This window comes from Ideonella alba (assembly GCF_018069875.1).
Classification (GTDB): Bacteria; Pseudomonadota; Gammaproteobacteria; order Burkholderiales; family Burkholderiaceae_C; genus Ideonella; species Ideonella alba.
Genome location: NZ_JAGQDF010000010.1, coordinates 156,236 through 170,147, shown reverse-complemented (window position 1 = coordinate 170,147; position 13,912 = coordinate 156,236). Strand labels below are relative to the sequence as shown.

Here is a 13,912-nt window from a genome sequence, read left to right as displayed (position 1 = left end):
TGGAACCTCCGGGACATGGGATGAGGGATCAGCGCGACGCGGCGGCGGCCGGTGCGCTGGCCGTGGCGTCGCCCACGCGGGCCGTGCGGCCTTCGCGCAGGTTCTCGAAGCTGCCCGCCAGCACCACCTGGCCGGCGCTCAGGCCCTGCAGCACCTCGACCTCGCCACTGGACGGGTCGCGGCGGCCGGTCACCACGGTGCGGCGGATCAACTGGTCCTTCTCCAGCGCCCAGACGTACTCCTGCCCCGAGGCCGTGCCCACCGCGGTGGCCGGCACCGCCAGGGTGGGCTGCTCGGCCGGCAACTCCACCCGGGCCAGCGCAAACTGGCCGGCGCGCCAGCGCTCGTCAGGGTTGCCCAGGGTCACCGTCACCTGGATCGACCGTGCGCCGGCATCCACCGACGGCGCGATGCGCGCCAGCTGGCCATCGACCGCGCGGGGGTCGCCCTCGATCAGCAGGCGCACCGTCATCCCGGGGCGCAGCCGCGCGATGTCGCGCGTGCCCACGCTGCCGGCCATCTCCAGCGTGCGCAGGTCCACCAGGGTCAGCACCGGCTGCTCGGCCGACACCTTCTCGCCCGGCAGCGCATGGCGCTTGGCGACGATGCCATCGATCGGCGCCACCAGCGCGGCCTCGCGCAGCGCGATGCGGGCCGATTCCACCTGCGCCTGGGCCGCGCCCAACTGGGCGCGGGCGGTGTCGAGCGCGGCGCGCGAGTTGTCCAGCGCGATCGGCGAGATGAACTGCTGGTCAGCCAGCCGCTGGTTGGACGCATGGGTGCGCTCGGCCTGGGCCAGCGTGGCCTGGGCCGAGGCCACGCCAGCCTGGCGCTCCTGCAGCCGGGCCGTCAGGTCGGCCAGATCAAGCATGCCCAGGGCCTGGCCGCGCTTCACCCGGCTGCCCTCGGACACCGACAGCGACAGCAGCGTGCCCGCTGCCTTGGCCTTGACGGTGGCGGTATTGGGCGAGACCAGCGGCCCCGAGAAGGTGATCACCTGGGTCAACGCGCGCATCTGCGCGGTGGCCACTTCCTTGGGTGAGAACACCAGCGGCGGCGGTGGTGGCTCCTTCTTGTCAGCCGCCTGGGCACTCTGCTGGCCCTTCCACCACATGCCAGCACCCGCCAGCACCACCAGCGCCACAACGCCAAAAACCCATTGCTTGCCTGACCGCATCCTCGTCCCCTGTGCCCGGTCGACCATCGACCGCGTGATTGCCCTCGTGAGGCGTGGCGCAGTGTAGAGGCAGCGGCTTGATCTGGCGCAGTGCCCGATGAACGGCGTGGCCGGCCGACGAAGTGCAGCCGGGGCCGACGAAACGGGGAACCCGCCCGGGCCGTCTTCAGGCGTGGGCCTCGGTCGCCGGTGCGGCGGCGGAGGCGCCCGCACCCGCCACCGGCGGTGATGCGGCGTCGCTGGTCGGGCCCGGGCGGTAGACACCCACCCCCAGGAAGGCGCCGTCACCCAGGTCTTCCACCCAGGCGCTCTTGCGGCCGGAACCGGACAGGTCGGCCAGTGCGAACTCGTACTCGACCCAGCCACCGCCCTGCTCGGCCATGGCCCGGCCGGCGTTCAACAGGGTCTCTGCCCCGCTGGGCGGCAGGCCGGGGATGTCCAGCACGCAGCGTCCGACCCGGTCCGGAGCGTTGCCACATGCAAGGTAGCGGCCCTCGGCGTCGAAGGCGAAGACATACATGTCCCGGTCCAGGAAGGGGCCGTCGGGCCGGTGGAATTCCTCGGCCGCCTTGGTCCAGCCGACCTCGGCCACCCGCCGACGGGCGGCCTCGCTCATCGCGCGTGCCTCATCGGCCGTGCCCTGGCGCAGCCGGAACGCCGCCACCGAGGTCTGCAAGGCCTCGGATTGCTGGACCATGGCACGCGAGGCGTCCTCGGTGGCCAGCACGCTGCGCGCATATTCCTGGCCCAGCGCCTGCAGCGCCTGCACCTCGCCGTTGACCTCGGCCAGCGCGTCGGCCTGGCGCTCGGCGGCCTGACCGATGTCGTGCACCCGGCGGGCCATCGACCCGATGCCCTGCCCCATGCCTTCCAGCGCCTGACCAATGCCCGCGATGCGCGTGGCCGAGTGGTCGGCGCCGTCGACGATCAGCTCGATCGTCTCGCGCACCTCGCCGGCGGCTTCCGCGCAGCGCAGCGCCAGCTGGCGGATCTCCGCCGCAACGACCGAGAAGCCGCGACCACTCTCACCGGCCCGTGCCGCCTCGACAGAGGCATTGAGCGCCACCAGGTTGGTCTGGAAGGCGATGTCGTCGATCACGCCGTTGATCTCGGCCACCCGGCGCGAGCTGTCCTGCAGGGCGGTCGCCGTCTCGACGGCGTGGCGCATCGCCTCGCCACTCTCGCTGGCGCGCTCCTCCAGGCGTCGGCACATCGTGCCCAGATCGGCCACCGCCTCGGCGGTGACGCGCACCTCGTCCCCCAGGCGCCCGATATCCCGCACCGAGCGGGTCAGGCGTTCGGTCTGACGCTCGTTGCGGGCGGCCAGCGACAGCGCCTCGTCGGCCACCTGCGCGCCGCCCTCGCGCACGCGCACTGCGGTGGTGCGGATCTCGGCCACCATCGCCGACATGCGCTGTCCCATGCGGTCGACACGGCGCCCCAGCGCGGTCAGCTCGTCCTGGCCGGGCACATCGGCACGGTGGCCGAGGTCGCCATCAGCGATGGCGCGAATCGCGCCGCCCAGCGCGGCAAAGGATTGCAGCAGCCCGGAGCGCAGCAGCAGCACGGTGATGACCACCACGCCCAGCCACAGCAGGGCCACCAGGGCCGTGGCCCACAGCGACCAGCGCGCACGCGCCAGCGCGGACCGAGAGTCGTCCATCTGCGCCTCAAGCAGGGCCACCTCGGTGTTGCCCAGTTGCTGCAGCACCTGCTGTCCGCGTCCCGGCAGGTCCACCTGGCCGGCCGCGCCGTCGGGGTCCTGCAGCGCGGCGTCGGCCTCGCGCAGGTAGGCGCGCATGGTCTGCCGCGCCTGGGACCAGGCGGGCGACTGCAGGTTCTCGGCGCCAAGCAGCATATCGGTGCGCTGATCGATCGTTTCGGTGTCGCGCTCCAGCATCGCCAGCTGGGTCCGCAGTGCCGAGCGCTCGCCGTCGCCCATGTCGGGCATCTGACCCGGGGTCAGGCGCGGTGCGATCTGGCCCACCTCGTCCTGCAACGCCGGCAGCAGATCGGTCGACAGCGACAGGCGCAGGGCCTCGGTGGCACTGCCCGACTCCAGCGTGCCGCTGTCGCGCGCCACGCGCAGCGCCAGGCGCTGCAGGTCGGCCAGCAAGGCCGACCGCAGCACCGGTGCGGCCTGCGCAGGGCGCTGCGCCAGGCGCTCACGCAGCGCGTGCCAGCCGGTCTCACTGTCCGGCATGTTCAGCGCAGCCAGAGCGGTGTCCACCGCCGCCAGATCGGTCAGATCCGCCGGTGCATCCAGGCGCTGCTGGACACGCAGCAGCTGCTCGGTGGCCAACAGGCCATCCAGCCGGCGCGACAGGCGCTCGACCTCGCCCAGGCGTTCGTGCAGGGACTGCCCGAGCAGCGCGACCAGCGGCAGCCCCAGCACCAGCAGCATCAGGCCCAGCTTGGCATACAGGCCCCGCCGCTGCGTCCACGCAACGCCCCGCTCCCAGATCAACGACACCATGTCGCGCCCCTCAACCGAAGACGAAGTGCTGCATCGAGCGCTTCAGGTGATCACCTTGCTCACGCAGCCCCGCCGAGGCCTGGGCCAGCTGTTCGACCATCCGCGCATTGCCCCCGGCCGACTCCTCGACCTGGCGGGTGATGCCCACCACCTCACTGGACTGGTCCCGTCCGGCCTGGGTCAGCCGGACGATGTCGCCCATGATGGCGCTGACCTCGCCGACCCGCTCGTCGGTCTTGCGCACGCTCTCGCCCACGCGCTCGGTCAGCAGATTGCCCTGGGCGATCTCGTCCACCGACGCCTTGACGATCTCGGCGATCTTGTGCGCCGCGGTCTCGCTGCGGCGGGCCAACTGCCGCACCTCCTGGGCCACGACCGCGAAGCCCTTGCCGGCCGCTCCGGCGCGTGCTGCCTCGACCGAGGCGTTGAGCGACAGCAGCCGGGTCTGGTGGGCCACCGACTCGACCAGCATCACCACGCGGCCGATCTCCCGGCTCTTGGCCTGCAGGCCATTCATGCACGACGCCAGTTCCTGGGCTGCGCGCCGGCTGCGGTGCGCGTCGACGCGCACCTCACGCATGTGCTCGGCAATGCGGTCGACTTCGCCGCCGGCCCGGTTCATCGCCTCCATCGAGGCCCGGGCGCGCTGGCCCACGTCCTCGATCGAGCGCTGGATGTCGCCGGTGCGGCCGTTCAGGCCGGCATTGCCCACCGCCACCTCACGCGAGGCGAAGGACACCGCCGCCACGCCCTGCGTGACCGCCTCGAACAGCGTGGACATCCGGTGCGTCGACATGGACAGCGCGGTCAACGCCTGGCCGACCTCGTCCGTGCCGCGGGCTTCGGGCTTCTCGCTCAGGTCGCCCTTGGCCAGGGCATCGACACGTGAGCACAGCTCGCTCAGGCCGCCGCCCACCACCTTCACCACGCAGACCAGCAGATAGGCCATCACCGCCAGACAGGCCAGCGTGCTCAGGGCCACGCTCAGCAGCGCCGCGCGGGTGTGCGCCATGCGTTGCTGCTGGGTGCGCTCGGCCAGGTTCATCAACTGCTCGTGCAGACCGCGTGCCAGGGCCTGACTGCCGCGCGCCTGGCGCAGGAAGCCGGCCACGTCCATGCCCATGGCCCGGACCACCTCGGCCTCGGAGCCGGCCGTCTGGGCCACGCCGGCCAGCCGGCGCGCCAGGGCGCCGAAGCTGGTCAGCTGATCGATCGAGCGGCGCAGGTTGGCGATCTCGGGCAGGCCGTCGTCGCTGAGCGAGTCGAGGTGACTGCGCAGCACATCCACCTCGCGCTGCATCACCACGGTGCTCTCCAGCAGCCGAATGCCGTGGGCGGCGCGCCCCTCCTCGGTGAACACGCGCACGCCGGGGCGCTCGCTGCGCCACAGGTGGCGGTTGACCAGGGGCATGGCGTCGAGCGCACCGGCATTCAGGGCAAAGGCGACATGCTGGTCATGCAGCGCCTTGCCGCCCTCCTGCAGCACCGCGGTCCGGAAGGTGTCCAGGCCGGCTTGAACGTCCAACAGACCCATGTACTTGGCGGGCGGGCGGCCGGCCGCACCGCTTCGGGTATCGGCCACCAGGGCCTGCAGCGTGCGGTCGTCGTCGCGCAGCACGTACAGGGCTTCGCGCAGACGCTCGGCGGTGGCGGGCTCGCTGGCCAGCTGCTGGCGCAGATCGGCCCCCGCCTGCTGGGCCGCCTTCAGCGCCTGTGCCACCTGCGGGGCGGCGGCGGGGTCGCGGTCGGCATCGAACATCGCCACCCCCAACTGGCCCAGCGCCAGTTGCTCGTTCGCGACCGCGCGGTAGACCTTCAGCGCCGCCACCGAGCGCTGCAGTTCGCGCCATTCGGTCCAGCCGGCCAATGCCAGTTGCGTCAGCAGCAAGGCCAGCGGCACCGCCAGTGAGACCAGCAACAGCATGATCTTGCTGCGAAAGCGCAGGTTCTGCAGCAGGCGCACGCCCGGGCCCCACAGGCCGTGGTAGCGCAGCAGATGCAGCTGTTCGACGCTGCCATCGCTGCGGCGGCGGTGCAGGCCGAGAAGGTGTCGTAAGTCGATCATGCAGGTCGCGCGTGGGGCGTGGGAAACCCCGCACGCGCGCCAGACGACCACGGGCGGGGAACCGATGGACGCATCCTAGGCAGGCGCCATCCCCCCCATGGACCGAAGAGCAGACGCTTTTCAGGCCTGATCGGTCGATCAATCCGCGACCGAGCCCTACACACTTGGCTGCATTGGTCGATCCAGTGTCGGGCCCTTCAAGCCCTGCACATCCATCGGAGCCCTTTCGCATGCACCTTCCAAGCTCGCCGGGTGATGACGCCATCGACGGGACCCGCCCGTCGATCCGCGCCGCCGCATGGCAATCCTGGCTGCCCGGGCTGGCGCTGGCCAGCGCGTTGGCGTTGGGCGCCACCCTGGGAACCCAGCAGGCGGCACCGCTGGCGCTGGGCGCCGGCGCCTGCCTGGCCGTCGGCTGGTACTGGCAACGGCGCGCCGTGCCACGGTCCACAGGGGCTGCCGCAGCGGCATCGGCGGCCACCCCGTCGGCCCCCGCAACGCCGGCCAGCGGCCTGACGCGGCAGATCGTGCCGGTGTGGCGCCGCAACGTCGACGGCGCGCGGCTGCATGCCGAACAGAGCATGTCGGCGCTGGTCGAAAGCTTCGCCGAGATCGCCTCCCAGCTGGACCAGGCGCTGCAGACCGGCGGCCAGGCGCCGCGCCTGGACGCCGCCTCCATTGACCAGCTGCTCGACAGCCACCGCGACGAGCTTGAAACCCTGCTGGCCTCCACCCGCGCCATCACCCAGCTCAAGGACGAGCTGCTGGGCGGGCTGTCCGAGCTGGGCGGCACGCTCGACCAGATGACCGCGCTGAGCAAGGAAGTCCAGACGATCAGCCGCGCCACCCACCTGCTCGCGCTGAACGCCTCCGTCGAGGCCCAACGCGCCGGCAGCGGTGGCGGCGCCCAGGCCGGCCACGGTTTCGCCGTGGTCGCCCAGGAGGTGCGCCAGCTGGCCGACCAGTCGCGCCAGGCCGGCGCCGCACTGGGCCGCCACCTGGCCCAGCTGCAGTCCAAGGTCCAGGGCCTGCGCCGCCATGGCCAGTCGGTGGACACCACCGAGGACGAGTTGCGCCTGCAGGCCGAACAGGGCGCCCGCGCGGTGCTGCAGGCCCTGCTGGTGGGTATCGAGGATGTCGCCCGCTCGCAGCGCACGCTGCACGAGGCCGGACACCAGGTCCAGCAGGAGGTCGAGCAGATCCTCGTCAACCTGCAGGCCCAGGACCGCCTGAGCCAGATGCTGGTCTCGGTCACCGACGACATGCAGCGCCTGCAGCGCTGGCTTGAGGGCGAGCCCGACGAGGCCGCGCAGTCGGCCAACCGCTGGCTGGACCGCCTGGAATCCACCTACACGATGGAGGACATGCGCTCCTCCCACCATGCCACGGCCAAGGTCGACGCCAAGTCCGAGGTCGAGTTCTTCTGATCGATGGAGCACACCATGAACAAGACCGTGATGGTCGTCGACGATTCCGGCAGCTTCCGCACCGTGGTCAAGCTGGCCCTGCAGAAGGCGGGCTACGACGTGGTCGAGGCCACTGACGGCCGGGACGCACTGGCCAAGCTGACCGGCCGCAAGCTCAACCTGGTGGTCTGCGACATCAACATGCCCCAGATGGACGGCATCAGCTTCGTCAAGCAGCTCAAGGCCAGTCCGCTGCACAAGTTCACGCCGGTGGTGATGCTGACCACCGAGACCCAGCAGTCCAAGAAGGACGAGGCGCGGGCAGCAGGCGCCAAGGGCTGGCTGGCCAAGCCCTTCCAAACCGCGCAGCTGCTCGATGCCGTGAACAAGCTCTGCATCTGACTCCCGTCATCCCCACACGCTTTCATTTCCAGGAGATATCGACATGAGCAAGACCATCATGGTGGTGGACGATTCCGGCAGCTTCCGCACCGTCGTCAAGCTGGCGCTGCAGAAGGCCGGCTACGCGGTCGTGGAGGCCTGTGACGGCAAGGACGCGGTCGCCAAGCTCAACGGCCAGAAGCTCAACCTGATCGTCTGCGACGTCAACATGCCGCAGATGGACGGCCTGAGCTTCCTGCGCCACCTCAAGACCATGGCGCAGTACAAGTTCACCCCGGTGATCATGCTGACCACCGAGTCGCAGGAATCCAAGAAGGCCGAGGGCAAGGCCGCCGGCGCCCGCGCCTGGATCACCAAGCCCTTCCAGCCCTCGCAACTGGTCGACGCCGTCGGCCGCCTGTGCGTCTGAACACCGGGAGCGCGCGATGAGCGAGCCGATGGCGGTGCGCCTCGAAGGCGGTCTGGGGGTGGTCGATGCCGCGCGTCAGCGCGAGCAACTGATCGCGCTGCTGGACAGCCACCCGGGCGACCTGAGCCTGGACCTGACCCAGGTCGATGAAGCCGACACCTCGGGCGTGCAGCTGCTGCTGGCCACCGACCGCAGCCTGCGCGAACGCGGCCACCGCCTGCACCTGGTGCAGCTGTCGTCCGCCGTCGAGCAGGCGCTGCGCACCTACGGACTCGACGCCTCGCTGAGCCCCCCCTCCACCGCCCCTGCCGGAGAGCCTGCATGAGCCGTGACGACGACGAGATCCTGGCCGTCGCACGCGAGGGCTTCCTCGACGAGGCCGGCGACATGCTGCGCCAGTTCGAGCAGGCGCTGCTGGTGATGGAAGAAAACCCGCAGGACAGCGAGAACCTGAACGCGGCCTTCCGCGCCGCCCACACCATCAAGGGCACCGCCGGCCTGTTCGGCTTCGAGGCCGTCGTGGCCTTCACCCACGAGGCCGAAACCCTGCTGGAGCATCTGCGCTCGGGCACCCTGGCCGTCGACGAGCACGTGACCCAGCTGCTGCTGCGCAGCCGCGACCAGATGGAGGCGCTGCTCGACGAGGTGCGCACCGGCGCCCGCGATGCCGCGGTGGCCGATGTCAGCCGCACCCTGGGTGCCGAACTGCGCGCCGCCGCGCAGGCCGCCGGCGGCCAGCCAGCGCCGCAGGAGCTGGTCGACGATACGCCGGCGGCCGACGCCGACGCCGACACCGGTGTCGCCGGCGCCTGGCAGCTGTCCTTGCGCTTCGGCCCCGACGCGCTGCGCAACGGCCTGGACCCGCTGGCCTTCCTGCGCTATCTGGAATCCCTGGGCCGGGTGGCCGGCATCCGGCTGCTGACCGAGCAGGTGCCGCCCCTGGCGGCACTGGATCCGGAGTCCTGCCATGTCGGTGTGGAGCTGCGTTTTGACAGCGCGGCCAGCCGGCAGGAGATTGAACAGGTGTTCGAGTTCTGTGCCGACGATTGCGACATCGCGATCCTCGAGCCGCAGGCCGCCCCCGCGCAGCGCCTGGCGCTGCTGGAGCGCCGCGCCGCGCAGGACGCCGCGGTGCGTGATCGGCTCAGCCAGACCTGGCAGGCCTTCGGCTTCGACCTGAGCCCTCCCGCCAGCCAGGCGCCCGAGGTGCCACCGGCCGCCGCCCCGGTCGTCGCCGTGGCGGCCACCCCTGTCACCGCATCCGCACCGGCCCCCGCGACGGCGCCGACCGCTGCTGCGGCCGCCGCCGCCACGACCGCGGCCCGCCGCCCCGGCGACGACACCCGGTTCATCCGCGTGCGCGCCGACAAACTGGACCACCTGATCGACCTGATCGGCGAGCTGGTCATCGCCAGCTCAGGCGCCCAGCTGGTGGCCCAGCAGGAGGCCTCGCCGGCCTTCATGGAAGCCGCGCTGCGCATCGAAGGCCTGGTCGAGGAAGCCCGCGACGGCGCCCTGGGCCTGCGCATGGTGCCGGTGGGCGACACCTTCTCGCGCTTCCAGCGCGTGGTGCGCGACCTGGGCAAGCAGCTGGGCAAGGACGTCGAGCTGGTGATCACCGGCGGTGACACCGAGCTCGACAAGTCGATGGTCGAGATCATCGCCGACCCGCTGATGCACCTGGTGCGCAACAGCATGGACCATGGTCTGGAAACGCCCGAGGGCCGCCAGGCCGCCGGCAAGCCGGCCGTGGGCAAGCTGCGCCTGAACGCTTACCACGAGGCCGGCGCCATCGTGATCGAGGTGGGCGACGACGGTCGCGGCCTGAACCGCGAGCGCATCCTCGCCAAGGCGATCGAGCGCGGCCTGGTGCCGGCGCACGCCGATCTGGCCGACGAGGACATCGACCAGCTGATCTTCTTGCCCGGCTTCTCCACGGCCGAGCAGGTGACCAATGTCTCGGGCCGCGGTGTGGGCATGGACGTGGTCAAGCGCAACATCGAGTCGCTGCGCGGCCAGATCCGCGTCTACAGCCGCCCGGGCAAGGGCGCGACGATGCAGATCCGCCTGCCGCTGACGCTGGCGATGATCGACGGCTTCCTGACCCAGGTCGGCGGCGTCTGCTACGTGCTGCCGCTGGAGATCGTCTCGGAGTGCATCGACGTGCCCGAAGCCTGCACGCGCGACACCCAGCGCGTCTCGGGCTGCTTTGACCTGCGTGGCGAGGTCCTGCCCTGGCTGGACGTCGCCGCGTTCTACCGCCACGCCCCGGCACCCCTGGCGCCCAACGCCCGCCGCAGCCTGGTCATCGTGCGTGACGGCATGAAGCGCGTGGGCCTGATCGTCGATCGCCTGATGGGCGAGCACCAGACCGTGCTGAAGCCCTTGTCACCGATCTTCCGCCACCTGCGCGCCATCGCCGGCTCGACCATCCTGGGCTCGGGCGAAGTCGCCCTGGTCCTGGATGTGCCGGCCCTGGTGTCCAGCGCTGTCGTGCACACCACCCGTTCCTTCACCCACCCGACCCACCAGGCCGTCTCGTCGAGCGGCCTGCAGCCTGTCCTGTCCGGAGACGCCCGATGAAGAACCTCCTTGCCCGCCTGCTGCTGTGGCAGAAATTTGCCGTGCTGGGCGTTCTGGCCCTGGTGCTGTGCGCCGTGCCGCTGGCCTTGCTGATGCGCACCGAGTTCGCCACGCTCGGCTCCACCCGCCTGGAGCTGGCCGGCGTCGAGCCGATCCGCCACACCCATGCGCTGCTGCGGGCGGTGGAGACGCGCCGCACCGCCCTGGTTCAACTGGCCAGCAGCGACGAAGCCGTGCGACGGCTGGCGTCCGCGGGGGACGGTGGCTTCTCCGCCGCGTATGCCACGGTCGAGAAGACCGTCGGCACGATCACCGGCGACGACGAGATCCGCCACCATTGGGGCGAGATCGCCAAGGCCAGTCAGGCACTGGCCGCCCTGGGCACGGTCGACGCTTCCAAGCTGGACGACGCGATGGCGCAGTTCGACGTGATGCTGCAGAACGGCCGGGACCTCCAGGAGCACATCGCCGACCACTTCGGCCTGACGCTGGATCCGGCCGCCGATGGCTACTTCCTGCAGGCGGCCGCGGTGATGGATGCCGCCCTGACCACCAGCGCGCTCACCGAGCTCCATGCCGACAGCCAGCGTCTGCTGGCCGGCGCGGGTGGCGACGTGGCAGGCCTGACCGAGGCGGCGGCCACGCTGCGAGCCCTCACCAACGTACAGAACCACTACACCACGCAGATCGAGAAGATCCTGGCCGCCGACGCCTCGCTGGAAGGCAGCGTCGGCGCCCTGGCCAAGAAGACCGACGAGGCCCAGCAGGCGGCGGTCAAGTTCGCGGCCGCGGTGCTGCGCCCGGGCGCCAGCCAGAGCGGCAACGCGATCGACGCCCACAAGGCCTTCTACCCGGCGGTGCAGGCCCACTACCAACTGGTGGATCAGTTGCACACCGCGCTGCAGGCCAGTCTGCAAGCGCGCGAGTCGGCCCATCTCAATGAGATCACGACGCTCATCGCGACCGTGGCCCTGCTGGCCCTGAGCGGCCTGGGCTTCTCGGTGCTGATCGTTCGCTCGGTCACCCGGCCGATCGCGGATGCCGTGGCCGCTGCGCAGGCGGTGGGTGCCGGTGAGCTGGACCACGTGATCCCTGTGGACAACGGCCGCAGCGAGGCCTCGCAGCTGCTGCAGTCGCTCTCGCGCATGCAGAGCGACCTGAAGCAGCGCATCGAGCGTGATGCCCGCATCGCCTCGGAGAACCTGCGCGTGCGCCAGGCGCTGGACACCAGCAGCACCAACATGATGATCGCCGACGCCGATGGCCAGATCGTCTACATGAACCGCGCTGTCGAGCAGATGCTGCAGCGCCGCGAGGCCGCCATGCGCACCGCCCTGCCCGGCTTCAGTGCCAGCCATGTGATGGGCCAGAGCTTTGACAGCTTCCACCGCAACCCCAGCCACCAGCGCAACCTGCTGGGTCACCTGCGCGGCGAGCACCGCGCCAGCATCGAGATCGGCGGCCTGAGCTTCTCGCTGATCGCCAACCCGATCTCCGACGCCAACGGCCTGCGCATCGGCACGGTGGTCGAGTGGAACGACCGCACCGACGAGGTGGCAGCCGAGCGCGAGATCGGCGCCATCGTCGAAGGCGCCGGCCGCGGCGACTTCGCCGCCCGCATGGACACCGAAGGCAAGCAGCCGTTCTTCGCCACGCTGGGCAACCTGTTCAACAACCTGCTCGAGACGGTCAGCCAGACGATCATCGAAGTCCGCGCGGCGGCCGAACAGCTGACCTCGGCCTCGGCGCAGGTCTCGTCGACTTCGCAGATGCTGTCGCAGTCGGCCTCGGAGCAGGCGGCCAGCCTGGAAGAGACCACCGCCTCGCTGCAGGAGATGTCGTCGTCGGTGCAGCAGAACTCCGACAACGCCAACCAGACCGACAGCATGGCCACCAAGGCGGCCCGCGAGGCCACCGAGGGCGGTGAGGCCGTGGTGCGCACCGCTGCCGCGATGCGCCAGATCGCCACCCGCATCTCCATCATCGACGACATCGCCTACCAGACCAACCTGCTGGCGCTGAACGCCGCGATCGAGGCCGCCCGTGCTGGCGAGCATGGCAAGGGCTTCGCCGTGGTGGCCGCCGAGGTGCGCAAGCTGGCCGAGCGCAGCCAGGTCGCGGCGCAGGAAATCGGCACGCTGGCCACCGATTCGGTGCAACAGGCCGAGAAGGCCGGCGCCCTGCTGGCCGAGATGGTGCCCTCGATCAACCGCACCAGCGAACTGGTGCAGGAAATCGCCGCCGCCAGCGCCGAGCAGGCCGGTGGCGTGAGCCAGATCACCGCCGCCATGGACCACCTCAACGGCGCCACGCAGCAGAACGCCTCGTCGGCCGAGCAGCTGTCGGCCACGGCCGAGGAGCTGTCGGCCCAGGCTGCGCAACTGCAGGAGCTGATGGCCTTCTTCCAGGTCGCCGGAGACGAGGGCAGCGGTCGGGCGGAAGGCCGGGCCGTGACCCGCAGCCCGGCCCAGGCTGGCGCCGCAGCCCGCCCGCGCGCCAGCGCACCACGCCAACGCACGCCCGCCGCCCCGACGCCCCTGGGCGAATCGGTGGATGAAGGCTCCTTCGCCCCGTTCTGAGGCCGGCGCCCCCGCCTGCTCGAAGCCATGCGCAACAACCAGCCCGTCACCCAAGTCGAGTACCTGATGTCGGAGGGCGAGACCATCGTCTCGCGCACCGACCCGCAGGGACGCATCACCTACGTCAACCAGGATTTCGTCCGGGCCAGCGGCTTCACCGAGCAGGAGCTGCTGGGCCAGCCGCACAACCTGGTGCGCCACCCTGACATGCCACCCGCGGCCTTCGAGGACATGTGGCGCACGCTCAAGGACGGCCAACCCTGGTCGGGCCTGGTCAAGAACCGCCGCAAGAACGGCGACTTCTACTGGGTGCAGGCCAACGTGACGCCGCTGTACGAGGGCGGCCGCATCGCCGGCTTCATGTCGGTGCGCACCCGTCCCGAGCGGGCCCGTGTCGAGATGGCCGAGGCCCTGTACCGCCGGATGCGCGAGGACGCCGGTCACGGCATCGAGCTGCGCCAGGGACGCGTGATCAGCGGCCGCCTGGCCGCCTGGGGCGACCGCTTCAGCCGCGGCCTGGATGCCCTGGGGCTGATCGGCAAGGCCGGTCTGCTGGGCCTGTCCATGCTGGCCAGCGGCGCCCTGGGCGGCCTGGCCTATGCCAGTGGCTCCTGGCCGCTGGCGCAGGTCTGCGCCGGCGTGCTGGCGGTGTCCGGCGTGGCCAGCTGGCGCTTTGCGCGCCGCCTGTCCAGCTCGCTGGCGGTGACCGCCCAGCAGATGCAGGCCTTCGGCCAGGGCCGCTTCGACGGCGCCATCGACGTGCATGGCCATGACCAGCTGGCGACCATGCTGATGTCGCTCAAGCAGGTGCAGAC

General features: G+C 71.0%; 9 protein-coding genes and 1 pseudogene. 7 read left to right on the top strand and 3 right to left on the bottom strand.

What is annotated here, in order from left to right; all coding sequences use genetic code 11:
- Positions 1-28: 28 nt before the first annotated feature.
- The 3 genes from KAK07_RS17270 to KAK07_RS17260 all read right to left on the bottom strand — a co-directional run bounded on the left by KAK07_RS17270 (position 29) and on the right by KAK07_RS17260 (position 5,718).
- Positions 29-1,177 (bottom strand): efflux RND transporter periplasmic adaptor subunit, encoded by a 1,149-nt coding sequence (locus KAK07_RS17270; protein WP_210854305.1) that lies wholly within the window; start codon positions 1,175-1,177, stop codon positions 29-31.
- 166 nt (positions 1,178-1,343) lie between these two features.
- On the bottom strand, positions 1,344-3,653 hold the full coding sequence (locus KAK07_RS17265) for a methyl-accepting chemotaxis protein (protein ID WP_210862070.1): 2,310 nt from the start codon (positions 3,651-3,653) through the stop codon (positions 1,344-1,346).
- Between the two features lie 10 nt (positions 3,654-3,663).
- Positions 3,664-5,718, bottom strand: a complete 2,055-nt coding sequence (locus KAK07_RS17260) for a methyl-accepting chemotaxis protein (protein ID WP_210862069.1) — start codon at positions 5,716-5,718, stop codon at positions 3,664-3,666.
- A 230-nt stretch (positions 5,719-5,948) separates the two neighbouring features.
- Between KAK07_RS17260 and KAK07_RS17255 the strand changes: the two genes are divergently transcribed.
- From KAK07_RS17255 to KAK07_RS25955, 7 genes and pseudogenes are all read left to right on the top strand, one after another.
- Positions 5,949-7,145, top strand: a complete 1,197-nt coding sequence (locus KAK07_RS17255; RefSeq protein WP_210854308.1) for a methyl-accepting chemotaxis protein — start codon at positions 5,949-5,951, stop codon at positions 7,143-7,145.
- A gap of 15 nt (positions 7,146-7,160) precedes the next feature.
- Positions 7,161-7,526 (top strand): response regulator, encoded by a 366-nt coding sequence (locus KAK07_RS17250; RefSeq protein WP_210854309.1) that lies wholly within the window; start codon positions 7,161-7,163, stop codon positions 7,524-7,526.
- Positions 7,527-7,569: 43 nt separating this feature from the next.
- Positions 7,570-7,935 carry a response regulator gene (locus KAK07_RS17245; RefSeq protein ID WP_210801224.1) on the top strand — a complete coding sequence of 122 codons (366 nt, stop codon included), beginning with the start codon at positions 7,570-7,572 and terminating at the stop codon, positions 7,933-7,935.
- Between the two features lie 16 nt (positions 7,936-7,951).
- Positions 7,952-8,260, top strand: a complete 309-nt coding sequence (locus KAK07_RS17240) for an STAS domain-containing protein (RefSeq protein WP_210862067.1) — start codon at positions 7,952-7,954, stop codon at positions 8,258-8,260.
- The gene (locus KAK07_RS17235) at positions 8,257-10,518 is read left to right on the top strand and encodes a chemotaxis protein CheA (protein WP_210862065.1); all 2,262 of its coding nucleotides are present in this window, start codon (positions 8,257-8,259) and stop codon (positions 10,516-10,518) included. Before KAK07_RS17240 ends, KAK07_RS17235 begins: the two co-directional genes overlap by 4 nt.
- Positions 10,515-13,097, top strand: coding sequence for a methyl-accepting chemotaxis protein (locus tag KAK07_RS17230; RefSeq protein ID WP_210862063.1), 2,583 nt, complete (start codon positions 10,515-10,517; stop codon positions 13,095-13,097). The genes KAK07_RS17235 and KAK07_RS17230 overlap by 4 nt, the downstream gene beginning before the upstream one ends.
- A 27-nt stretch (positions 13,098-13,124) precedes the next feature.
- Positions 13,125-13,475, top strand: a pseudogene (locus KAK07_RS25955) (PAS domain-containing protein); the annotation flags it as partial.
- Positions 13,476-13,912: the final 437 nt, after the last annotated feature.